This is a genomic window from Aquirufa antheringensis (assembly GCF_023921165.1).
Lineage (GTDB): Bacteria > Bacteroidota > Bacteroidia > Cytophagales > Spirosomataceae > Aquirufa > Aquirufa antheringensis.
The window spans coordinates 939831-961595 of the sequence record NZ_CP049835.1 but is presented as its reverse complement, the minus strand read 5'-3'; the positions used below and the strand labels follow the sequence as shown (position 1 = coordinate 961595).

At 46.4% G+C, this 21765-nt stretch carries 20 protein-coding genes; 11 read left to right on the top strand and 9 right to left on the bottom strand.

What is annotated here, in order from left to right:
- The gene (locus G9X63_RS04480; RefSeq protein ID WP_252624597.1) at positions 1-855 is read right to left on the bottom strand and encodes a glycoside hydrolase family 16 protein; all 855 of its coding nucleotides are present in this window, start codon (positions 853-855) and stop codon (positions 1-3) included.
- A gap of 72 nt (positions 856-927) precedes the next feature.
- Between G9X63_RS04480 and uvrB the strand changes: the two genes are divergently transcribed.
- The gene (gene uvrB, locus G9X63_RS04475) at positions 928-2946 is read left to right on the top strand and encodes an excinuclease ABC subunit UvrB (RefSeq protein ID WP_252624595.1); all 2019 of its coding nucleotides are present in this window, start codon (positions 928-930) and stop codon (positions 2944-2946) included.
- On the opposite strand, the gene G9X63_RS04470 is transcribed toward uvrB, so the two are convergent.
- Positions 2917-3780 carry a 5-oxoprolinase subunit C family protein gene (locus G9X63_RS04470; protein ID WP_252624593.1) on the bottom strand — a complete coding sequence of 288 codons (864 nt, stop codon included), beginning with the start codon at positions 3778-3780 and terminating at the stop codon, positions 2917-2919. The genes uvrB and G9X63_RS04470 overlap by 30 nt on opposite strands.
- Positions 3777-4406 (bottom strand): 5-oxoprolinase subunit PxpB, encoded by a 630-nt coding sequence (gene pxpB, locus G9X63_RS04465; RefSeq protein ID WP_252624591.1) that lies wholly within the window; start codon positions 4404-4406, stop codon positions 3777-3779. The genes G9X63_RS04470 and pxpB overlap by 4 nt, the downstream gene beginning before the upstream one ends.
- Positions 4407-4454: 48 nt before the next feature.
- On the opposite strand from pxpB, the gene G9X63_RS04460 reads away from it, so the two are divergent.
- Together G9X63_RS04460 and G9X63_RS04455 are read left to right on the top strand one after the other, a co-directional pair.
- Complete coding sequence (locus G9X63_RS04460) at positions 4455-5267, top strand: DUF1684 domain-containing protein (protein WP_252624588.1); 813 nt, start codon at positions 4455-4457, stop codon at positions 5265-5267.
- Positions 5268-5320: 53 nt separating this feature from the next.
- The gene (locus G9X63_RS04455) at positions 5321-7597 is read left to right on the top strand and encodes an ATP-dependent helicase (RefSeq protein ID WP_252624587.1); all 2277 of its coding nucleotides are present in this window, start codon (positions 5321-5323) and stop codon (positions 7595-7597) included.
- On the opposite strand, the gene gldE is transcribed toward G9X63_RS04455, so the two are convergent.
- The 3 genes from gldE to mutY all read right to left on the bottom strand — a co-directional run bounded on the left by gldE (position 7594) and on the right by mutY (position 10581).
- A complete protein-coding gene (gene gldE / locus G9X63_RS04450; protein WP_130922300.1) occupies positions 7594-8943 on the bottom strand; it encodes a gliding motility-associated protein GldE in 1350 nt (449 codons plus the stop codon). The two genes, G9X63_RS04455 and gldE, sit on opposite strands and share 4 nt — an antisense overlap.
- 78 nt (positions 8944-9021) lie before the next feature.
- Positions 9022-9477, bottom strand: a complete 456-nt coding sequence (locus tag G9X63_RS04445) for a single-stranded DNA-binding protein (RefSeq protein WP_130895755.1) — start codon at positions 9475-9477, stop codon at positions 9022-9024.
- 48 nt (positions 9478-9525) lie between these two features.
- A complete protein-coding gene (mutY, locus tag G9X63_RS04440) occupies positions 9526-10581 on the bottom strand; it encodes an A/G-specific adenine glycosylase (protein ID WP_252624586.1) in 1056 nt (351 codons plus the stop codon).
- Positions 10582-10725: 144 nt separating this feature from the next.
- On the opposite strand from mutY, the gene G9X63_RS04435 reads away from it, so the two are divergent.
- The 5 genes from G9X63_RS04435 (at position 10726) to rsmG (ending at position 15573) form a co-directional block, all read left to right on the top strand.
- Positions 10726-11019: an HU family DNA-binding protein gene (locus G9X63_RS04435; protein ID WP_130895757.1), complete on the top strand. Its 294-nt coding sequence runs from the start codon at positions 10726-10728 to the stop codon at positions 11017-11019.
- Positions 11020-11048: 29 nt separating this feature from the next.
- Positions 11049-11894 (top strand): tetratricopeptide repeat protein, encoded by an 846-nt coding sequence (locus G9X63_RS04430; RefSeq protein WP_252624584.1) that lies wholly within the window; start codon positions 11049-11051, stop codon positions 11892-11894.
- A 290-nt stretch (positions 11895-12184) separates the two neighbouring features.
- On the top strand, positions 12185-13741 hold the full coding sequence (locus tag G9X63_RS04425) for an Rne/Rng family ribonuclease (protein WP_130895759.1): 1557 nt from the start codon (positions 12185-12187) through the stop codon (positions 13739-13741).
- Entirely contained in the window at positions 13725-14945 is a 1221-nt protein-coding gene (locus tag G9X63_RS04420) for a tetratricopeptide repeat protein (RefSeq protein WP_252624582.1), read from the top strand. The genes G9X63_RS04425 and G9X63_RS04420 overlap by 17 nt, the downstream gene beginning before the upstream one ends.
- A 1-nt stretch (position 14946) precedes the next feature.
- Positions 14947-15573: a 16S rRNA (guanine(527)-N(7))-methyltransferase RsmG gene (gene rsmG / locus G9X63_RS04415; protein ID WP_130922296.1), complete on the top strand. Its 627-nt coding sequence runs from the start codon at positions 14947-14949 to the stop codon at positions 15571-15573.
- Between the two features lie 282 nt (positions 15574-15855).
- Here the strand turns inward: rsmG and G9X63_RS04410 are convergent, their stop codons facing one another.
- Entirely contained in the window at positions 15856-16209 is a 354-nt protein-coding gene (locus tag G9X63_RS04410; protein WP_130922295.1) for a LytR/AlgR family response regulator transcription factor, read from the bottom strand.
- A 254-nt stretch (positions 16210-16463) separates the two neighbouring features.
- On the opposite strand from G9X63_RS04410, the gene G9X63_RS04405 reads away from it, so the two are divergent.
- Positions 16464-17435 carry an aldo/keto reductase gene (locus G9X63_RS04405; RefSeq protein ID WP_252624580.1) on the top strand — a complete coding sequence of 324 codons (972 nt, stop codon included), beginning with the start codon at positions 16464-16466 and terminating at the stop codon, positions 17433-17435.
- On the opposite strand, the gene G9X63_RS04400 is transcribed toward G9X63_RS04405, so the two are convergent.
- Positions 17416-18123 (bottom strand): thioredoxin domain-containing protein, encoded by a 708-nt coding sequence (locus G9X63_RS04400; RefSeq protein WP_252624578.1) that lies wholly within the window; start codon positions 18121-18123, stop codon positions 17416-17418. The genes G9X63_RS04405 and G9X63_RS04400 overlap by 20 nt on opposite strands.
- Before the next feature lie 94 nt (positions 18124-18217).
- On the opposite strand from G9X63_RS04400, the gene eno reads away from it, so the two are divergent.
- Together eno and G9X63_RS04390 are read left to right on the top strand one after the other, a co-directional pair.
- The gene (gene eno, locus G9X63_RS04395) at positions 18218-19495 is read left to right on the top strand and encodes a phosphopyruvate hydratase (RefSeq protein WP_130922293.1); all 1278 of its coding nucleotides are present in this window, start codon (positions 18218-18220) and stop codon (positions 19493-19495) included.
- Between the two features lie 4 nt (positions 19496-19499).
- A complete protein-coding gene (locus G9X63_RS04390; RefSeq protein WP_252624576.1) occupies positions 19500-19820 on the top strand; it encodes an FtsB family cell division protein in 321 nt (106 codons plus the stop codon).
- A 402-nt stretch (positions 19821-20222) separates the two neighbouring features.
- On the opposite strand, the gene gpmI is transcribed toward G9X63_RS04390, so the two are convergent.
- Positions 20223-21743 carry a 2,3-bisphosphoglycerate-independent phosphoglycerate mutase gene (gene gpmI, locus G9X63_RS04385; RefSeq protein WP_252624574.1) on the bottom strand — a complete coding sequence of 507 codons (1521 nt, stop codon included), beginning with the start codon at positions 21741-21743 and terminating at the stop codon, positions 20223-20225.
- Between the last annotated feature and the right edge of the window lie 22 nt (positions 21744-21765).

The following is a 21765-nucleotide window of genomic DNA, read 5'->3' as shown; positions in this document are numbered from 1 at the left end:
CTAAGGATTAAGTGCGTAAACGCGAATGTAGTCGATTTGGAATTTGTTTGGGAAGATCGTGTCATCCACGCCTTTTTGCCCGCCCCAGTTTCCACCGATCGCTAGGTTCATTAAGATATGTTGCTTCTTGTCAAAAGGCCATTGTTCCCAGCCGCCCTTTGGATTTTTGAATTCGAAGTATTGCTTGTCATCGATAAAGGCACGCACGTAGTCAGGCGTCCAATCCACGCGGAACGTATGGAATTCGGTATCCCAATTCGCTAGGGTTGTCGTTGCTGTTTTTTGCGTTCCGATGACGTGGTTATAGGCTTTCGTATGCACACTGGCATGCATCACTCCTGGGTCGTAACCCACATGTTCTAAGATATCGATCTCGCCATTGTCTGGCCAGTATTGGGTACCATAATCAGATTGACTCGCTAGCATCCAGATCGCAGGCCAGTTTCCGCGGCCAGCTGGAATCTTTGCTTTGGCCTCAATACGACCATATAAAAAGTCATTTTTGCCTTTTGTTACTAAACGAGCGGAGGTGTAATTACTCGTTCCAAGCTTCTCTTTAATGGCCTCGATGGTCAAAATACCGTTCTCGATATGCGCATTTTTGATGTTCGCGTTGGTGTAGTTTTGGAGTTCATTATTTCCCCAACCGCTATTTCCTACATCATATCCCCATTTCGCCGGATCTGGCAAGCCGTCTTTTTCGAATTCATCTGCCCAAAAAGGCGTCGCCGCAAACGTATATTCTTTGGGTGGCGGAACTACAAAGTCGGTCATGTCGATGGCAGGCTTAACAGGTTCCTCTGATTTACAAGAGAAAGTACTTAAGCTAAAGGCGATGAGGGCAAGTCTTAACATAGAGAGGTTTGATTTTTGCCAAAAATAGTATTTCCTCCCGATTTATCCTCTCCATTATTCGTATATTTCGGGATGGATTTCAAACTCACTTCTTCTTACAAGCCCACCGGGGATCAGCCGGAGGCGATTCGGCAATTAGTCGAGGGGGTGAACAAGGAAGAAGCCGCGCAAACGCTGCTAGGCGTAACCGGCTCTGGAAAGACCTTTACGATCGCGAATGTGATCCAGCAGGTGAACCGGCCGACCCTGATTTTGAGCCATAACAAAACCCTCGCCGCCCAATTATACGGGGAATTCAAGTCCTTTTTCCCAGAGAACGCGGTCGAGTATTTCATCTCTTATTACGATTATTACCAGCCCGAGGCCTTTATTGCCTCCACGGGTACTTACATAGAAAAAGATCTCTCGATCAACCAGGAGATTGAAAAGTTGCGTTTGGCGACGACCTCATCGTTGATGTCTGGCCGCCGCGACATTATTGTGATCGCCTCCGTTTCCTGTATTTACGGTATGGGAAATCCGGATGAATACCGGAATTCCATCATGCGCGTCGCCGTGGGAGACATCATCTCGCGTAACCAGTTTTTGTTCCGTTTGGTGGAGATTCTCTACGCGCGGACCGAAGGCGAATTCTTGCGCGGAACGTTCCGCGTGAAAGGCGATACGGTGGATATTTTCTTGGCTTACGCGGACTTCGGGTATCGCTTCGTGTTTTTTGGCGATGAGATCGAGGAGATCCACCGCATCGATCCCTGGACGGGCAAGAAGATCTCTTCGGAGACGATGGTGGCCGTTTTCCCCGCGAACTTGTTTGTGACGGGTCGCGAAACATTGAACAACGCGATCTCCCATATTCAGGAAGATTTAGTGAACCAAATCTCCTATTTCGGCCGCGAGGGTCGCCTGACGGAAGCGGAACGTATTAAGCAGCGGACAGAGTTTGACTTAGAAATGATGCGCGAGCTAGGGTATTGCTCGGGGATTGAGAATTATTCTCGGTATTTTGACCAAAGAAAATCCGGCCAGCGCCCCTTCTGCCTATTAGACTTCTTCCCAGACGACTTCCTCATGGTGGTGGACGAAAGCCACGCCACCATGCCCCAAATCCGTGCGATGTACGGCGGCGACCGCTCCCGCAAAGAATCCCTGGTGGAATACGGTTTCCGTTTGCCCTCGGCGATGGACAACCGCCCTTTGAAATTCGATGAATTTGAAGACTTAATCGGTCAAACCATCTTCGTCTCCGCCACCCCATCCGACTACGAATTACGCCGCTCGGAAGGCGTCGTGGTCGAGCAGATTATTCGCCCTACCGGACTTTTGGACCCCTTAATCGAGGTGCGTCCTACGAAAAACCAAATCGATAATTTACTCGAAGAGGTCTACGACCGCATCAAGAAAAACGAACGTGTTTTAATTACGACACTCACAAAGCGAATGGCCGAAGAGCTATCGAAATACCTCGACCGCGTAGGCATCAAGTGCCAATATATTCACTCCGAGGTGAAAACCCTGGAGCGCGTTGAGATTCTGCGCAATTTACGTCTGGGCGTCATCGACGTCTTAGTGGGGGTGAACTTGCTCAGGGAAGGTTTGGACTTACCGGAAGTTTCGTTGGTCGCGATTATGGATGCGGATAAGGAAGGTTTCTTGCGTGATATTCGATCGCTCATTCAGACGATCGGTCGTGCCGCACGTAACGAAAACGGTAAGGTGTTGATGTACGGTGATAAGATCACGGGTTCGATGGAGCTCGCGATTTCGGAAACCAATCGCCGTCGCGCCATCCAAATGGCCTATAACCAGAAGCACGGCATTACGCCGAAAACGATTTGGCGTTCGCACGACGAGATCATGGAGCAAACCTCCATCGCGGATCGCATGGCGAAACCCACGAAGAATTACACGATTCATCCGGATCAAGCACCAGTCGCGGCGGATCCTTTATTAGCCTATATGAAGCCGGCGGAGCTCAAAAAGCAATCTGAAACCATTCGCAAAGAGATGGAGAAAGCGGCGCGCGACCTCGACTTCCCATTAGCCGCGCGTTTACGCGACGAATTAGTGGTGATCGAATCGATGCTGACTTAATTTCAGCGCACACACATTCCGTACTTGTTGTAGATAGTTTTGGACAAGAATCCATTCGTATTCTGCCGTCATCGAATCGGTTAGGGTGAAGCGGAGGCTGTCGCCGGGGCCTTTTTGGGCTAAACGGGGCAAATCCGCCGAAATCACATGCGCTAAACGCGGGTACCCCCCCGTCGTCTGATGTCCTGCCATTAACACCACGAGTTGACCTGAAGGCAATAACTGAATGGTGCCGGCTGTTACGGCGGAGGACAATAAATTTTGCGAAGCCAGTGTCTTCAGGGGGTCCTGTATTAATTGGTAACCCATCCGGTTCGAAGTAGGCGAAATGGCAAAGGATTTACTCAAAACCAGCTGTTGCGAACAAGCCTTAATCTGTTCCCATTCCCGTCCACACAAAATTCGGATCGGTTCATCCGTGAACACATTCTCCGGGTTCATCGACCAAGGCAAAATCTTCACGCGGGAAACCTGCTCGTCATGTAAGGTTCGGGTGGCGACGTAGACTCTTTGGCCTGAAACTGGCTTTTTACAACTAAAAATGGCTCCAGGCGGAACTTTAATCGGTTGGTTCAGGGGAACCTCCACATTATCCACGCAGGCTCTAAAGTCCGCACCACAAATCGCCAGCAAAGTGCTCGTCTCGAATTGGTAAACCCCAGCCGGGAAGTGCATCTCCAGCACCTTATCATATACATCGTTTCCCACTAACGCGTTTGCAATCTGCAAGGAAAAGGTGTCCATCGCTCCACCGGGAGGGATTCCCTCGTGCTGTAAACCGAAGCTTGGAAGGCCCTGCCACGTATCCAATAAACCTTTTTTGATCAGTTTCATACGGTGACGGGGATAAAACGAACGCGGTCACCCGCTCTGAAATGAGGCATATCCGTCGTACGACCGATGATTTGCCAGCCGCCGGGAGAAGCACTGGGGTAGATGCCGGTTTGGTTGCCGGCTAGGCCGATGTCTCCCTTCTGTATGGGAGCCGGCGTCAATTTTCTAGCCACGGTAATTCGCTCGTCCGTGGTGCCCATATAGGCGAAGCCCGGTAGAAAGCCTAGGAAGTAAATGGTGTATTCTTTTTCACTGTGAATGCGGATGATTTCTTGTTCACTAAGTCCGCAGTCGGAGGCCACGGAAGCTAAATCTGGGCCCTCATAAACACAGGGGATTTCGTGGAGGCGTCCCTCTGGAATGAAGACAGAAAAAGCTTCAGCTAGTTTTTCTTGTATGAGGGTTTTCATTCCCGCCAAACCTTCAAAGCGGCTCGCCACCACTCTTAAGTCAAACACGATCGTGAGGCTCGTATAAGCCGGAATCAAATCCAAGGTTCCGGGTAAGGGAAAGGATTGAAACTGATAAAACCGCTTCATGACCTCTTGGTGTACGCTTTCGCTGATTTCGTTGCCGAATTCAATCGTCAGTGCGCTGTCGCCAAGTTCGTAGATTTGCGGGGTCATGGGGTATATTTCTAAGGTAATTTAGTATTTTTAGGCAAATATCCCGCTATGAAAAAGATCCTATTTTTGTGCCTTATGATGTTAGCGTTCACAGCGCGTTCTCAGGAGGATTACACTGGTTTTTATGCCAAAAGAGAAGCCAGCCTCAAGTCCGAATCCGGCTGGTTAAACCTAGCGGGTTTGTTTTGGCTGAAAGAGGGCGCGAACACTATTGGCGGAGCGGAATCGAATGATTTTGTCTTCCCGCACGCGGAGGCTTCCTTAGGAAAGGTCATACTACAAAACAATCAAGTATTGTATAATAATCAGGTCATCTTCACCACAGAGGGTAAAGCCACAGTAGTTAGCCATCAATCCCTGCGTTGGTTTATCATCAAACGCGGAGATAAATACGCGATTCGTCTGCGCGATTTAGAGGGTGAATACTTGAAGGCTTTTCACGGAATTGATCATTTCCCGGCAGATGCTAAATGGAAAATCAACGCCAAATTCATTCCTACCGTCGGTAAAAAAGTCACCATCATCGACATCACGGGGCGTTCCTACCAAGAGGATTCTCCGGGTTTATTGGAGTTCCAGGTGGATGGGAAGACCTATCGCCTAGAGGCGGGGCCGGGGGAGACGAAGGAGGATTTCTTTGTCGTTTTTGGCGATGCTACCAATAAAACGTCGACCTATGGCGGAGGCCGTTTCCTGGATACGAAAGGGTTTAATCCGGATGGAACGGTGACTTTGGATTTCAATCAGGCCTACAATCCGCCATGTGCTTTTACGCCTTTCGCGACGTGTCCGTTGCCTACGAAAGAGAACAAATTGATAATAGCCATTCCAGCAGGGGAGAAATACGCAGGGCATCACTAAAATCCGGCCTAAATTACGTATTTTTGAAGCCCTAATTGATTAGCCCAAAACAGATGGATTACCTAGCTGGCCTGAACGAGCCTCAACGAAAAGCAGTCGAACATATTGATGGTCCTTTGATGATCATCGCCGGTGCCGGATCTGGAAAGACCCGCGTGCTGACCTACCGTACGGCGCATTTGATTGAGAAAGGCGTGGATCCATTTGCGATCTTGCTGTTGACCTTTACGAACAAGGCGGCGGGCGAGATGCGTCACCGGATTGAAACGGTGATCGGGAATGCGGCGAAGAACATTTGGATGGGGACGTTTCACTCGATTTTTGCCAAAATTCTTCGTTTCGAAGGCACCCGTCTCGGCTACACCTCGAACTTTTCTATTTACGATACAGACGATTCTAAATCCCTGATCCGCGCGCTGATTAAGGAGAAGAATTTAGACGATAAAGTGTACAAAGTGAATTTGGTCTTGAACCGAATCTCTAATGCGAAAAACCGCTTGATCGGTCCGGCACAATACACCGGTTCTTCCATTTTAGCTGAAGAAGATCGCCTCGCGCGCATCCCGGCGATGGGCGAATTATACCAATTGTACTGTGCGCGTTGCTTCGCAGCAAACGCAATGGATTTTGATGATTTATTGTTCCAAACCAACATCCTCTTCCGCGACCATTTGGACGTATTGAATAAATACCAACACAAGTTCAAGCACGTGATGGTGGATGAGTTTCAGGATACGAACGTTTCCCAATATTTAATCACGAAGAAATTGTCCGCCGTGAACCGCAACATTTGCGTGGTAGGGGATGATGCTCAGTCCATTTATGCCTTCCGCGGCGCGGATATCCAGAATATCTTGAACTTCGAGCGCGATTATTCGGATTTAGTGACCATTAAATTAGAGGAGAATTACCGTTCCACGAAGGCCATCGTGGCCGTTGCGAATTCGATCATCTCCCGTAATAAAAACCAATTAAAGAAAGATGTCTTCACTTCGAACGAGGATGGCGATGACATCGAAATCATCCGCGCTTCCAGCGATAACGAGGAAGGCCGCATGATTGCTTCGGCGATTTTCGAAGCTGCCCAAAAAGAAAATTTGACTTGGTCTGATTTTGCCATTTTATACCGCACGAACGCCCAATCCCGTTCTTTTGAGGAGGCCTTACGTCGATTGAACATCAAATACCGCATCATCGGTGGTGTCTCTTTCTACCAACGCAAGGAGATCAAAGACGTGCTCGGGTATTTGCGTTTTACAGTGAACCAGAACGATGAGGAGGCCTTTAAGCGCATCATCAACTTGCCTAAACGCGGTATTGGAGACACGACCATCGCGAAAATTGTGGTGACGGCGGCGGAAAATAATGTACCTATTTGGGACGTGGTTTCGAATATCTCCCAATTCCAGGCGGCTCGCGGGAGTGCCGGAATCGAGGCTTTCTCTGATTTGATCAAGTCCTTCAAATTGATGGTGGAGGTCGAACAAAAAGATGCGTACGAAGTGGCGAATCACGTGGCGAAAGCTTCGGGTTTGTTGCGCGAATTATACGAAGACAAGACGGTAGAAGGTCTTGCGCGCTACCAAAACTTACAAGAATTACTGAATGCCATCAAGTCCTTTGTGGATAATCCAGAAAACGAGGACAAATCACTAGCGACTTTCTTGCAATCGGTTTCCTTACTAACGAATGCAGATGCGGACGAAGATCCGGCGGATCGCGATAAGGTGACGTTGATGACGATTCACTCGGCGAAGGGTCTAGAATTCAACCGAGTCTTTTTAGTGGGATTAGAGGAAGATTTATTTCCTTCCCAAATGATGTTGCAGTCCCAGCAGGACCTGGAAGAGGAACGCCGCTTGTTCTACGTGGCCGTGACTCGGGCAGAGAAGAAATTGCAAATCTCGTATGCGGAATCCCGTTACCAGTTTGGTCGATTGAAGGCTTGTGAGCCGAGTCGCTTCTTGAATGAATTAGATCCGAACTTTGTGAAGATGGCAAAACCCGCTGGCGCGCGCAAAGAAGTATCTAGTTTCCGCCCGGTTCAAAAGACCGGCTTTACCGCGAAACCGGCTCCATCAGCAGCCCAATTGATTCAAAAGCCTACGACGAATACGAATTACCAGCACGTAGTTTCGGCGAACTTCCAGGCCACAGATGCCTTAGCGTTAGCAGCCGGCCAAAAAGTCGAACACGCTAAATTCGGTTTCGGCCTCATCAAACGCATTGAAGTCAATGGCGCGGAACGCAAAGCGGTGATTGATTTTGAAAACGGAGTAGGCGAGAAGACGCTCTTATTGAGCTTCGCGAAATTAATGATCGTAACTTAATTCTGGGAATCGTCTTGGTCTGCTGAAACACGTTGTGTTACGCGCACCTTCTTAATGCGGCGGGTATCGACTGATTGAACCTTGAAGGTAAAGTCTTCGAATTCGATTTCTTCTCCTGCACTCGGAATACGACCAAAAAGTTCGATAATCAATCCTGCCAGCGTTTCACTTTCGCCTTTGGCCTTCTCGAAATAGGAAGCCTCGATCTCAAAAACGCGGCAGAAATCATTTAAAGAGGTCTTTGCCTCGAACACATAAATGTTATCGCCTATTTTCTTGTAATCCGCTTCTACCTCATCGAACTCGTCATTGATTTCACCTACGATCTCCTCGATGATGTCCTCCATTGTTACGAGCCCTTCAGTCTCGCCGTATTCGTTCACGATGACCGCCATGTGTACGCGTTTTTCTTGGAAATCGTAGAGTAAATCATCGATTTTCTTGTTTTCCGGTACAAAAAACGGACTATGCAAAAGCGGTAACCAGTCGAATTTCTCGTCCTGATCGATGTGCTTCAGCAAATCTTTGATGTATAAAATTCCTTCGATCTTGTCGATCGTTTCGTTGTAAACGGGCACCCGCGAATAGCCATTCTTATTGATGAGGTCCATTAACTCGTGGAAATTCATACTCGTATCGAAGGCCACAATGTCGCGTCTTGCCTGCATGACCGATTTCACGGAGATATTCCCAAAATTCAGAATTCCACGTAAAATATCTTTCTCCCGATCACTCGTGTTTTCATCCGTCGTAATCTCTAGTGCCTGGTTCAATTCTTGGGAAGTCAGTGTATAGGATTTCTTCTTCACGCGTTTCTCGATTAAGCCCGAAATGCCCAGAAGCGCTTTGGAAAGGGGAGCAAACACAAAATTCAAGAAGCTGATGAGAGGAGCAGAGTAGCGGGCGAAGTTCAGGTTATTTTGCTGGGCCCATACTTTGGGAATCAATTCTCCAAAAAACGTGATAATAAACGTCACCCCAAACAATAAAAACAAGGTCACGAGCAAGGTCTCCATGGACTGCTGACCTAGGACCATCGAGGTTAAATAATTTGCTAGGGTAATGAAAATAATATTGATAAAGTTGATGGCAATCAACAAAGTAGCTAGTAATTGCTGGGGTTTATCGAGCAATTGACTCACCTTTTTCTCACTGCCTAATTCACTCTCGCGCAGGCTAATACGCTGGTCTGCGTTCAATGAAAAGAACGCTACTTCTGATCCAGCTAAAACAGCGGATAGGAACAATAGAGCCACTAAAATGAAGGAAATAAGCGCAATCGAACTCACACTAATGGAAGGCTCCAAGGCGAGTAAAAACAGATTGGGTAAGGGGTCTGGGTCCATAATTTGGGTGAACTGATCGACACAAATTTACAAAAAAGGGAATACGAAACGCGATATCCCCTTTTTTGTAACAAAAATTTAAAACGGTAGATCGTCCCCTTCTTCCATCATGGGTGGAAATGGATCGGTCTTCGAAGCACCGGCTAAAACGGCTTCAGGCTTTGGTCTTTCTGCCGCCGGAGCAGACGCTGGCGACCCTTCGTTACGCCCTCCGATTAAATTGATCGACGTCGCCCGCACTTTGTAACCGCGAACGGTCGCGCCATTTTTATCTTGCCATTCTTCGGAACGAATTTTTCCTTCGATATAGACTTGATTTCCTTTCTTCAAATATTGTTCTGCGATGTTCGCTAAGTTATCCCAAAGCTCTACGCGGTGCCATTCGGTTTGGTCTACTCGCTGTCCGTCCTTTCCCGTATACGACTCAGAGGTCGCAATGTTAATATTTGCCACTTTTACACCGCTAGGTAGGGCGCGCACCTCTGGGTCAGCACCTAAATTTCCTAGTAAAATAACTTTGTTTACTCCAGCCATAATGATTTGTCGTTTAAAGGGTTAGCTCAGCAAGGCTCCTTGCATTGCCTAAAGGTACGTGGGCGAAATGTCTTGTAAAATAGGACAATCTAAATTATCAGTTATTAGGTTCAAAAGCAAAACTGGTTTTCCTTTGCTCTCGAAGTCTGAGGGGCTCATCCAGCCATATCCCTCAGGAATCGCGATGGCAAAATTATCAGGAACTTGAACATACCAAGCGTCGCAATGGATTTTGCGGTGACTCAAAAGATGAACGGGTGGGGATTTCAAGGCTTGGCGCTGAAAAGGCAACCAATCGCATGAATCTTCGATGAGATAAAACTCCCACAATCCCTTCCAAATACCCTTTTCCGTACGTTCTCGCACTAGAAGCTGGCCATTTTGCTCGATGACGAGGTAATTCATTTCTATCTCTTTGACCTTCGTCTTTTTCGACTTTAGAGGTAATTCGGCTACGCGACCTAAACTTAAAGCCGCACACGAGACACGCAAAGGACAATCCGAACAATCCGGTGCTGGCGTGCATTGCAAAGCGCCAAACTCCATGATCGCCTGATTAAAGGTCGCCGGATCCTGCATTGGGATCAAAGACTGCGCTAAAGAGGTGAAAACACCACGCGCCGCAGAAGACGCAATATCCGTTTCAATGGCAAAGACACGAGATAAAACCCGGTATACATTGCCGTCTACTACGGCTTTGGCCTCATCAAAAGCAAAAGAGGCAATCGCTGCTGCGGTATACGGACCCACGCCGGGTAAGCGAATAATCTCGTCATAGCTTTGCGGAAACATGCCTGCGAAGTCGCGCATGACCATTTGGGCTGCTTTTTGGAGATTCCGAGCCCGGGAATAGTAGCCTAAGCCTTGCCATAAACGTAAAAGAGAGGCCTCGGGAGCCTCGGCTAAATCGCGTACCGTAGGAAATGCGGTGATTAATCGCTCAAAATAGGGCAGACCCTGCGCCACTCGTGTCTGCTGCAAGATGATTTCTGATAGCCAAATCGCATACGGATCCTTCGTTTGTCGCCACGGCAGCTCGCGCTGGTGTTCCGCGTACCAGGCCATAATAGTGGCCGAAAAAGGATGTAAAGGGCTTTTTTGCATGGATAAAATCAAATTTACGAAAAAAATCACCCCGATTTCGAAAGAATTTTTAGAGAATTGAGAGAAAAACGTTACTTTTGTGTCCCTTTTACGGAGGGGAAATTGTAATTACCTAAGAATCATCATTTAATAAATTTATAAAACGTGACTAAGGCAGATGTAATTGCTGAGATTGCCAGCAAAACAGGGATTGATAAGAAAGATGTATCGGAAACGTTAGAGTCATTTTTCGAAGTAGTTAAAAACAACCTAGCAAACCAAGAGAATATTTATGTTCGTGGTTTTGGTAGCTTCATCAACAAAAAACGCGCGCAGAAGATCGCTCGCAACATTTCTAAGAATACGGCGATCACAATCGACGCACATTATGTGCCTAGCTTTAAGCCAGCGAAAGTATTTGTAGAGCAAGTAAAAACGAGTACTGACCCCACTAAATAGGCTTTCGAGCTAAAAAAGGGTCTAGAATAATGAAAAAAAACCTTTTGATCATTCTTCTGGTAGGCCTAGGGATAACCGCCCTATTGTACTCTTTACCGAAAGGTAATGTGGCGGGAAAGACACAAAATACTCCTTCGGGGGGCGCTAACCGAGACGCGGGAAGCGAAAAGACGGAAAAAGTCGCAGAGAAAGAAGAGCACGCTGCTCCTTTGACTCCAGCGCAGCTAAAAGAGATTTCTGCATTGAAATCCGCCTTTGCTGCTGCGAAGACAGATGCCTCACAGGTGAAAGCCTTAGAGAATCTGATGCGCGCTTTTATGAATGCGAGTCATTATGATTCTGCTGCGGTTTTTGCAGCGAATTATGCGGATCAGCATCCCAGTTTGACGAACGTTTTACGTGCTGGACAGCTGTATTTTGAAGCACAAACGTATGCTTTGAATGCACAGAAAGGCGGTAAAATGGGAGAAAAAGCAAGAATGTACTTCTCGAAGGCTTTGGCCATCGACCCGAACAACTTGCTGGTAAAATCGAACATGGCGATGACTTACGTAGATACACCTACTCCGATGAAGGGCATTACGCTACTTCGCGAAGTGATTGAACAAGAGCCCACGTTTGTGCCAGCGCTGTTTAATTTAGGGATATTATCGATTAAATCGAATCAGTTTGGCAAAGGCCAAGAACGATTCACCCAGATATTGAAGCTGGAGCCGAATAACCACAAAGCCGCGTTAAATCTCGGTTTTTGTTTAGCCCAGTTAGATAAAAAAGAAGAGGCTCAGAAGGTTCTGAAGCGTGTTTTAGAGCAATCTAAAGACGCAGAAGAGCAGAAGGCCGCGAAAGAGTTGCTTGCAGAAATGCAGGAGCATTGAGGTTGAAAGTCAATCTCGTATAGTATTTAACACATTAATTCTTAACATTATGCCTTGCGGTAAAAAAAGAAAACGTCACAAGATCTCTACTCACAAAAGAAAGAAGCGTCTTCGCAAGAATCGTCACAAGAAGAAATAGTCTTCATAAATCCATTTTCCTTCATGGAATTTGCATTTAGGTAACCCAGGAACAGGCATTTTTCGAAATGGCCTGTTTTTGGTGTTTAATTTCCTGTATATTTAGACTATATAGGCCAAAAGGCCTTGTACCCTTCTTCTCGACATAAATTGTGAGCAATGAATTAATCATTAATTCGACTCCCAAGGGGGATCGGATCGCCCTTTTGCATGACAAAAGGATAGTAGAGTACCATATAGAACAGTCGGAACCTCAATTTTCTGTAGGAGATATTTATCTTGGCACAGTAAAGAAATTGGTTTCAGGACTGAACGCCGCTTTTATTGACATCGGTTATGAAAAGGATGCATTCTTGCATTACCATGACCTAGGTCCTAATTTGCCTACCCTGCAGAAGTTTACGCGGGAGGTGATGACGAAGAAAAACAAAGTTGTCCGTTTAGAGAACTTCAAACTTGAGCCCGAAATTGATAAATTAGGGAAGATCGAGAAAGCCGTTCAAAAAGGACATTTAGCTTTAGTTCAAGTCGTTAAGGAGCCTATTTCCACTAAAGGCCCTCGTTTATCTTGCGATATTTCCATCGCAGGTCGTTTCCTTGTTTTAGTTCCTTTTGCGAACGGTGTGAACATCTCGAAGAAGATCACGTCGAAAGCAGAACGCAATCGCTTGCAAAAGCTGATGACCTCGATTAAGCCGAAGAATTACGGTGTAATCGTGCGTACGGTGGCGGAAGGCAAAGCGGTGGAAGAAATGGAGCGCGACCTAAAAGATTCCATTGCGAAATGGGAGGAAGGTTTAGTGAAATTAGTGGATGCCAAAGCTGGAGACCGTATTATTGGAGAAATGAGCCGCGCAACTTCGATGTTACGTGACTTGTTGAACAATGATTTTGATAACGTCATCGTTGATACACCAGAATTGTACAATGAGGCAAAAGGCTATGTACACAATGTGGCTCCTGAAAAGGAGAAGATTGTTAAGTTACACCAAAGCAAAACCAAGTTATTTGAGCAATTAGGCATTGAGAAGCAATTGAAAATGCTTTTTGGCCGTTCGGTTTCTTTGCCTGGTGGAGGTTATTTAATCGTGGAACACACGGAAGCATTGCACGTGATTGACGTGAATTCGGGAAATAAGTCGAATTCAGAAGAAGATCAAGAAGCGACAGCATTAAGTGTGAACCGAGAAGCTGCGAAAGAAGTAGCTCGCCAATTGCGTTTACGCGATATGGGAGGTATTATCGTGATCGACTTCATTGATATGAAGAAGGCGGATAACCGTAAGTTAATTCAGGACATCATGCGCGATGAAATGCGCGGAGATCGTTCGAAGTACACCATTTTGCCGCTAACGAAGTTTGGCTTGATGCAAATCACCCGCCAGCGTGTTCGTCCTGAGATGAACGTAGCGACGCACGAAACGTGCCCTAGCTGCGGAGGAACAGGAAGTATCACGGCGAGTATCGCGGTATCTGACATTGTTGAACAGCATTTGGAACATTTAGTGACGAAGCAAAACGAGAAGAAATTGACCATTTTGGCACACCCCTTCTTGAGCGCCTATTTCACGAAAGGTTTCCCTTCTATTCGCATGAAGTGGTTCTTGAAGTACAAGACCTGGATTACGATTATGGAAGATTCCTCATTTGGCATTACAGAATTTAAATTCTTAAACCAAAATGGAGATCAAATTGAGATATCATCTTAGTATTCTAGCCTTCTTTTTCGGCCTTCTTCTACCCGCTTTCAACTCGAATGCACAATGGTGGAAGAAGGCGGATGAGGCTGAAAAGGAGCGTTCTAAAGGAATGCTGTTGCTCACCACCGAAGTTCAGACGGAGGCCACCGTGGCCATTAACCAGATGTATAACTTCCATTTCCCGGAAGCTGAACGTGAATTCAATTATTTAAAGATCAAATACCCCCAGCACCCGCTGCCAGATTTTCTATTGGGCCTGATGCAATGGTGGAAAATTGTGCCTAACACGAAGAATGAAGTCTATGACGATCGCTTGATTGAATATATGGACCAAAGTATCGAAAAGGCCGAAAAGATCTACGACGAAACCGAAAACCCAGAAGCCGCCTTCTTTATGGCCGCCGCTTACGGCTTCAAAGGCCGCCTGCACGCAGAACGCAAGCACTGGACGCGCGCGACTTTGGCCGCCAAAAACGCTCTCAAATACCTCGAATATTCCCGCAACTTTGCTGATTTCAGCCCGGAATTGATGTTCGGCGATGGCTTGTATAACTACTATTACTTCTTCATTAAGCAGAACTTTCCCCTTTTGCGCCCCGTCTTGTGGCTTTTCCCTAAGGCAGATAAATCGCAAGGAATTGCTCAATTAGAGAAGGTTTCTTACCAAGCATTCTACACCCGGACCGAAGCCCGCTACTTCCTCTTGCAGATTTACGGCATCGAGAATATGAATGAGAAGGCTTACGGAATGGCCAAATACACCTCCGAAACCTTCCCTGACAATCCCTATTTCCATCGTGCCTATGCCCGTTCGGCCTACATGAATGGAAATATACAGGAAGCTTCGGCCCTATGTAAAGAAATCTTACGCCGCATCGAACAACACCAAATAGGCTACGAAGGCACCTCAGGTCGCTACGCCAGCTATATTTTGGGCTATTACGCCCTCTATGTCTACCGTGATCATTCGGAAGCGATGCGCTATTTCAAGCAGTGCATGGCCTACACTAAGGAGACGGATGCCACCGATTCAGGTTATTACTGGGCCTCCGTTTTAGGTTTAGCCCGCATTTCCTACCAACAACAACACTACGACGAAGCCGTCGACTTCTGCAAGGAAGTACTAGAGCGTGCCGAAAAGAAGTCCCCCCAACACACGGAGGCAAAGAAATTGCTTTCAGAATCCAAGAAAGCCAGACGCAAAAAACGATAACATGAAAGCAGCCATCATCAAACAGTATTTCCCCTCCATCACCGAACAGCAATTAGCCCAATTCGAGCAATTGTTCCCTTTGTACGCGGAGTGGAATGAGAAGATCAACGTCATCTCCCGCAAAGACATTGATAATTTGATGCTGCACCACGTATTACACTCCCTAGCCATCGCCAAATTCGTCGATTTCAAACCCGGCACCGAAATCTTAGACGTAGGCACCGGCGGCGGCTTCCCCGGCATCCCTTTGGCCATCCTATTCCCGGAAGTAAACTTCCACCTTGTGGATAGCATCGGGAAGAAGATCAAAGTCGTTCAAGGCGTCGCAGAAGCCCTAGGATTGAAAAATGTTCAAGCCACCCACGGTCGTGCCGAAGATGTGGACGGCGAGTTCGAATTCGTCGTATCTCGCGCGGTGACGCGTCTGCTGCCTTTCTTCGGTTGGGTGAAGAATAAGATTAGCCTAAACAGCTACCATGATGTGAAGAATGGTCTGCTTTGCCTTAAAGGCGGAGACTTGCAGGAGGAATTGCAAGAATTCGGTAGAAAGCACAAGGTTTATCATCTTTCCAAAAGCTTTAAAGAGGATTTCTTCGAGACGAAGAAGTTGGTGCATGTTGCTCTTTAGTCGCCCTGCGGGCTTAGTCATCGCTACGCGATTTAGTCGGCGCGTTGCGCCCTAGTCGCCCTGCGGGCTTGGTCATCGCTACGCGATTTAGTCGACTCCGTCTTAGTCAATGCTTTGAACTTTGGTCTTTGCTCTTTGAACTTTGATATTTGAATCTTGACAGAATGTGTCAATACCTGAAAACGCCTCTGAGTGCCTCGACGTTATTTTACTAAAAGTGTATTTACGGATCAGGAGGGCCTATCTATACGCTATAATCTCTACTCTCTTATCTAAGTCGCTCTACGACTGCTGCGCAGCAGCTTTAAACAAATCCTTCAACGGTTTAATTTGGCGACGCGAGATGGTCACCTGATGTTGGTTGACTAATCGAATGCTTTTGTGGATATTGAAATCGATCGCCTGAATGGCATTCATGTTTACGATAGCTGATTTAGATGGGCGAATGAATCCGCGATCTAATAGGCTGGGCTCGAAGTATTTTAATGTTCGGCAGGAGATGATCTTTCGTCCGTCCGATAAATAGAATTTGGAATAATTTCCTTCGCCTTCGATGCGTAAAATAGTATCAATACAAACTTTTTGATCGCCGATCAGAAGTTCATAGCATTGCTCTCTCTTAATATTAACGGTCATAATTTGGAACAGTTGATGAGACAAAACTACGTCCTTGGATCCCCTTTTGTAATAATAATTAGGTTATTTGCGTTATTGACTATTATTGGGCTTATTTCGTTTATTTACCGGTTGATAAACGATAGCTTACATATATTATTTATATGAAATACATATAAAAAGCAGCATGAAAGGTGTTGCAAACAAGTCTTTCACGTAGTATACGGGACAAGGGTAACGAGAATTTTGCTTATTTTTGGAAATATATAAACACTATGAAAACAAGACGATTTGGCCGGACGAACTGGCATGTGAGTGAAGTGGGATATGGCATGTGGGGCTTGGCCGGTTGGACCGGATCAGATATTGAGGAAGTCAATAAATCTTTAGACCGTTCGGTTGAGCTGGGTTGTAATTTTTTTGACACGGCTTGGGGCTATGCGGAGGGTAAGAGTGAGGAGATTTTGGGAGGTCTATTGAGACGCCATAAAGAAACTACTTTATATGCTGCGACGAAGATTCCGCCCAAAAACTTTACCTGGCCATCCAAGTCTCATTTTAAAATCGAAGACTGTTTTCCGGCTGATCACATCGTAGAATACACGGAGAAAAGTTTGCGCAATCTGAAAGTGGAGCAAATAGATTTGCAGCAGTTCCATGTGTGGGAAGATGCGTGGGCAGATCGCGATGAGTGGAAAATGGCGGTGGAGAAATTAACGAAGGAGGGAAAGGTGGCTCACTGGGGAGTTTCGGTGAACCGTTGGGAGCCAAACAACTGCTTGCAGACCCTGGAAACCGGATTGATCTCTTCGGTGCAGGTGATTTACAATATTTTTGACCAAAATCCAGAAGACCAATTATTCCCGCTATGCAAGAAATTAGATGTGGGTGTCATCGCGCGTGTTCCTTTTGATGAGGGAAGTTTGACAGGTTTGATGACGTATGAAACGACTTTCCCGGCGAATGATTGGCGTTCGACTTATTTCGTTCCAGAGAATTTGATTTCGAGTGTGGATCACGCGAATGCGTTGAAACCATTGGTTCCAGAAGGAATGGATTTGCCTGAAATGGCCTTGCGTTTCATCCTGTCGAACCCGGATGTGGGCACGATCATTCCAGGTATGCGGAAGATTAAGCACGTAGAAAGTAATACTACGACCTCAGATGGCCGCGGATTAGCACCAGCATTAGTAGAGGAGTTGCGTGCGCACCGTTGGGAGCGTCAGCCTACTTCTTGGTCGCAGTAAAGAGTTCTTTTAACGCGGCCTCTTCCCGGAATCCCGATGTTTTGGTGATCAACTCCCCTTTAGAGAAGACCATGAAACTCGGGATTTCGTCTATTCCGTAGGCCTGCATGATGGCCTGGTTGCCGTCCGCTTCGACCTTTAAAACCGTCACGCGACCTTTGAATTCTTCGGCTAATTTATCGACGATGGGCATCATTTTAAGGCATGGCGCACACCATTTGGCATAAAAATCCACTACGACCACATCAGATGAGGCGATTTCTTTTTTGAAGTCTCCCAAATTCCAAGCCGCGTCATGCTTCACATCGGGGACTCCCTCCAAAGGCTTCAGACGAGTCGTCCATTTCAAATAGCCCCCTTTCATTTCCGTTACTTGAAAACCAGCCGCGCGCATTTGCTCTGCAGCTTGTGCCGAACGTCCGCCCGAAAGACAATAGATTAAGACCGGTTTATCTTTTGAAAGCTGCGCGACCTTGGCGCTGAAGTCGGGGGAGCGAAAATCGATGTTCATCGCCTTTGGCAAATGACCTCCACCAAATTCCCCCGAAGTACGGACATCCAATAAATAAGCGTTCGGCGTCTCTTTGATCTTCTTTTCGAAGGTATCCACGTCTACATTTTGGCCAAACGCGTTGAGCTTCAGTAGTGAAACAAAAATCAATGACAGATAGGCGATGCGAATTTTCATGACTTTAATACGGATTTTAGGCAAAATTTACGTTATTTTGCAAGGCAATTTAGCCAATAATAAGTAATTCTTTAATCAAAATAAATATTATACGATGAGTGCAATACAGTATGTACACGCAAGACAAATTTTAGATTCACGTGGAAATCCAACGATTGAGGTGGATATCAAGACGGAAGACGGTGCTTTTGGACGTGCAGCAGTTCCATCTGGAGCTTCTACAGGTATCCACGAGGCAGTTGAACTTCGTGATGAAGACAAATCAGTTTACGTAGGAAAAGGTGTTTTAAAAGCAGTTGAGAACGTGAATACAGCGATTGCTGAAGAACTTTGGGGTTTAGAAGTGTCTGAGCAAAACATGATCGATAACATCATGATTGAATTAGACGGAACTCCTAACAAGAGCAAATTAGGCGCTAACGCGATCCTAGGTGTTTCTATGGCGGTTGCGAAAGCAGCAGCACAAGAGGCAGGTTTATCTTTATACCGTTACATCGGTGGCGTTAACGCAAACACGTTACCAGTTCCAATGATGAACATCTTAAACGGTGGTTCTCACGCGGATAACTCGATTGACTTCCAAGAATTCATGGTAATGCCAGCGAAAGCGGAGTCATTCTCTCACGCTTTACGTATGGGTACGGAGGTTTTCCACGCATTGAAAGGTGTGTTGAAGTCCAAAGGATATTCTACTAACGTAGGTGATGAAGGTGGTTTTGCACCGAACATCAAGTCGAACGAAGAGGCCATCGAAATCGTATTGCAATCGATCGAAAAAGCAGGTTACAAGCCAGGCGAAGAAATCTTCATCGCTATGGATGCGGCTGCATCTGAATTCTATGATGAGAAAACAGGTCTTTACACGTTCAAAAAATCTGACGGAAAGCAATTGAACTCTATGGAGATGGCTGCTTACTGGAAGACTTGGGCTGACAAATACCCAATCATCTCGATCGAAGACGGTATGGCGGAAGACGATTGGGCAGGTTGGGCTGAGCAAACGAAATTGATCGGTTCTAAGTGCCAGTTAGTAGGTGACGATTTATTCGTAACGAACGTGAAGCGTTTACAACAAGGTATCGACAAAGGCGTGGCAAACGCAGTATTAGTAAAAGTAAACCAAATCGGTTCATTAACTGAAACGATCGACACAGTTAACTTAGCGAAACGCAACTCTTACAAAAACATCATGTCACACCGTTCGGGAGAGACTGAAGATGCTACGATTGCTGACTTAGCAGTAGCATTGAACACAGGCCAAATCAAAACTGGTTCTGCGTCTCGTTCTGACCGTATGGCTAAATACAACCAATTGCTTCGCATTGAGGAGGAATTAGGTGCTAACGCATATTTCCCAGGTTTGAATTTCTAATTCTATGCTCGATCGCGTACGTAGTTTATTTTTAGGGCCAAATCGTTTCTATTATGTCTCCACCTCCGTTTTGTTGGTTTGGATGTTCGTATTAGATACAAACGATCTTTCGGTCCAATATAGACTTTACACCGAATTGGCAGACCTGAAGGCAGAACACGAATACTATCGGCACAAATTAAAAGAGCTGAAACAGGAGCGTGCTGCCGTGATGGGCAATCCAGCGTTGTTAGAGAAATACGCGCGAGAAAAGTATTATATGAAGCGTCCCAAAGAGGATGTCTTCGTGATAGTAGATCAGGATAATCAACCGATTGAAAAATAAAAGAAGCCCGGCATTTTTGCTGGGCTTTTTTTATTTTAATTGAAAGCATTTTAGATTCTTCGAATCAAAGCATAGAGCATAAAGCACAAAGCATAAATTTGGTTTCGCCTGCGGCGAATCGTATAGAGGATTTTATGCAATCTGCCTTTCCGGCCTCTAAACCCAATAAAGTGTGAAATAAACTTCGAGGCACTCAGGCGACTTTTCAGGTATTGACAGAATGTGTCAAAACGCGAAAATGCCATTTAGTACCTTGAAAGTATTTTAACCCATTTGTGCCCTAGGAGCACCTCAGGGCCATATCGGACTCATTCCCTCCGGACTAAGCGACGCAGTCGCGACTAAGTTTGCCGCGAAGCGCAAACGACTCTTTGACTTGTTTTAATTTTCGCGCTGCGAAAATTAAAACAACGCCACCCCCGTCATCTCTTTCGGTTGAGCCACGCCCATCATTTTCAAGATCGTAGGAGACACATCACCCAGTTTACCGTCGCGAAGCGTAGGTTTGAAGTCGTTGTCTACCAAAATACACGGAACCAAGTTTGTTGAGTGAGCTGTATTTGGTGAACCATCTTCGTTCATCATAACGTCCGCGTTTCCGTGGTCTGCGATGATGATGAAGGAATAACCGTGAGCTAGACCCGCTGTTACAACTGCCTCAGCGCAAGCGTCGACGGTTTCTACTGCTTTTACTACGGCAGAGAAAACGCCTGTGTGGCCTACCATGTCTGGATTAGCGAAGTTTAAGCAGACAAAGTCTACCTCCTCTTTTTCTAATTCTGGGATCAACGCATCGCGAAGATCGGCGGCAGACATTTCGGGTTGAAGATCGTAGGTTGCGACTTTTGGGGAGTTGCGTAGGATGTTTTGTTGTCCTGTGAAAAGGGCCTCGCGGCCGCCAGAGAAGAAGAACGTAACGTGTGGGTATTTTTCGGTTTCGGCGATACGAATTTGTTTTTTACCCGCGCCCTCTAGGACCTCACCCATTGTCATTGGTAGGTTGGAGTCGTTGAAGATTACGTGGACGTTTTGGAATTCTTTATCGTATTCCGTCATCGTTAAGTAGTACAAATTCAATTTGTGCATACCCTCTTCAGAAAAATCACGCTGCGTCAAAGCCTGAGTGATTTCGCGACCACGGTCGGTGCGGAAGTTGAAGCAGATGACCACGTCGCCCTCTTGGATGTTGCCAATAGGAGCACCTGACGCATCGGTCATGATGATTGGGTGGATGAATTCGTCCGTTACACCAGCCGCGTAACTAGCTTCGATGGATTTTAGTACATCAGTAGAAGGGGTTCCTTCGCCGTGGACCATTGCTTTGTAGGCCAAAGCCACACGCTCCCAGCGATTATCGCGGTCCATCGCGTAGTAACGACCCGTTACAGAGGCGATTTGCGTGTTGGTTTTAAGTGTATGTTGGTATAAATCGGTCATGAATTTTAGACCTGATTTGGGATCCGTATCACGGCCATCTGTGAAAGCGTGGACGAAAACGTTGCCCAAACCTGCCTCTGACGCCGTCGAAAGCAAGGATTTCAAGTGCTCGATGTGTGCGTGAACGCCACCGTCGGACACGAGGCCCATGAAGTGAACAGACTTGTTATTTGCTTTGGCATAGTCAAATGCTTTCGCTAATTCAGGCTCCTGGCCCAAAGTATTTTCAGTGACTGCTTTGTTGATGCGAACGAGGTTTTGGTAGACCACGCGGCCTGCCCCTAAGTTCATGTGTCCCACTTCCGAGTTGCCCATTTGGCCCTCTGGTAAGCCTACTGCTAAGCCGGACGCCTCTAATTTCGAGTGCGCATATTTGCTGTAAAGCGAAGAAATAAATGGCGTTTTGGCCGCGTCGATTGCGGAAACTTTGGGGTTTGTTGCGATGCCCCAGCCATCTAAGATCATTAAAACTACTTTCTTATCCATCTTTTATTGTATTACATTTCAC

Bases quoted from the DNA above. Each gene is read 5' to 3' on its own strand.
- G9X63_RS04390 (WP_252624576.1), top strand. From the start codon at position 19,500: ATGCTCGATCGCGTACGTAGTTTATTTTTAGGGCCAAATCGTTTCTAT.
- G9X63_RS04480 (WP_252624597.1), bottom strand. From the start codon at position 855: ATGTTAAGACTTGCCCTCATCGCCTTTAGCTTAAGTACTTTCTCTTGT.
- G9X63_RS04470 (WP_252624593.1), bottom strand. From the start codon at position 3,780: ATGAAACTGATCAAAAAAGGTTTATTGGATACGTGGCAGGGCCTTCCA.
- G9X63_RS04445 (WP_130895755.1), bottom strand. From the start codon at position 9,477: ATGGCTGGAGTAAACAAAGTTATTTTACTAGGAAATTTAGGTGCTGAC.
- gpmI (WP_252624574.1), bottom strand. From the start codon at position 21,743: ATGGATAAGAAAGTAGTTTTAATGATCTTAGATGGCTGGGGCATCGCA.
- G9X63_RS04410 (WP_130922295.1), bottom strand. From the start codon at position 16,209: ATGACCGTTAATATTAAGAGAGAGCAATGCTATGAACTTCTGATCGGC.
- uvrB (WP_252624595.1), top strand. From the start codon at position 928: ATGGATTTCAAACTCACTTCTTCTTACAAGCCCACCGGGGATCAGCCG.
- G9X63_RS04400 (WP_252624578.1), bottom strand. From the start codon at position 18,123: ATGAAAATTCGCATCGCCTATCTGTCATTGATTTTTGTTTCACTACTG.
- G9X63_RS04455 (WP_252624587.1), top strand. From the start codon at position 5,321: ATGGATTACCTAGCTGGCCTGAACGAGCCTCAACGAAAAGCAGTCGAA.
- gldE (WP_130922300.1), bottom strand. From the start codon at position 8,943: ATGGACCCAGACCCCTTACCCAATCTGTTTTTACTCGCCTTGGAGCCT.
- mutY (WP_252624586.1), bottom strand. From the start codon at position 10,581: ATGCAAAAAAGCCCTTTACATCCTTTTTCGGCCACTATTATGGCCTGG.
- rsmG (WP_130922296.1), top strand. From the start codon at position 14,947: ATGAAAGCAGCCATCATCAAACAGTATTTCCCCTCCATCACCGAACAG.
- G9X63_RS04405 (WP_252624580.1), top strand. From the start codon at position 16,464: ATGAAAACAAGACGATTTGGCCGGACGAACTGGCATGTGAGTGAAGTG.
- G9X63_RS04430 (WP_252624584.1), top strand. From the start codon at position 11,049: ATGAAAAAAAACCTTTTGATCATTCTTCTGGTAGGCCTAGGGATAACC.
- pxpB (WP_252624591.1), bottom strand. From the start codon at position 4,406: ATGACCCCGCAAATCTACGAACTTGGCGACAGCGCACTGACGATTGAA.
- eno (WP_130922293.1), top strand. From the start codon at position 18,218: ATGAGTGCAATACAGTATGTACACGCAAGACAAATTTTAGATTCACGT.
- G9X63_RS04460 (WP_252624588.1), top strand. From the start codon at position 4,455: ATGAAAAAGATCCTATTTTTGTGCCTTATGATGTTAGCGTTCACAGCG.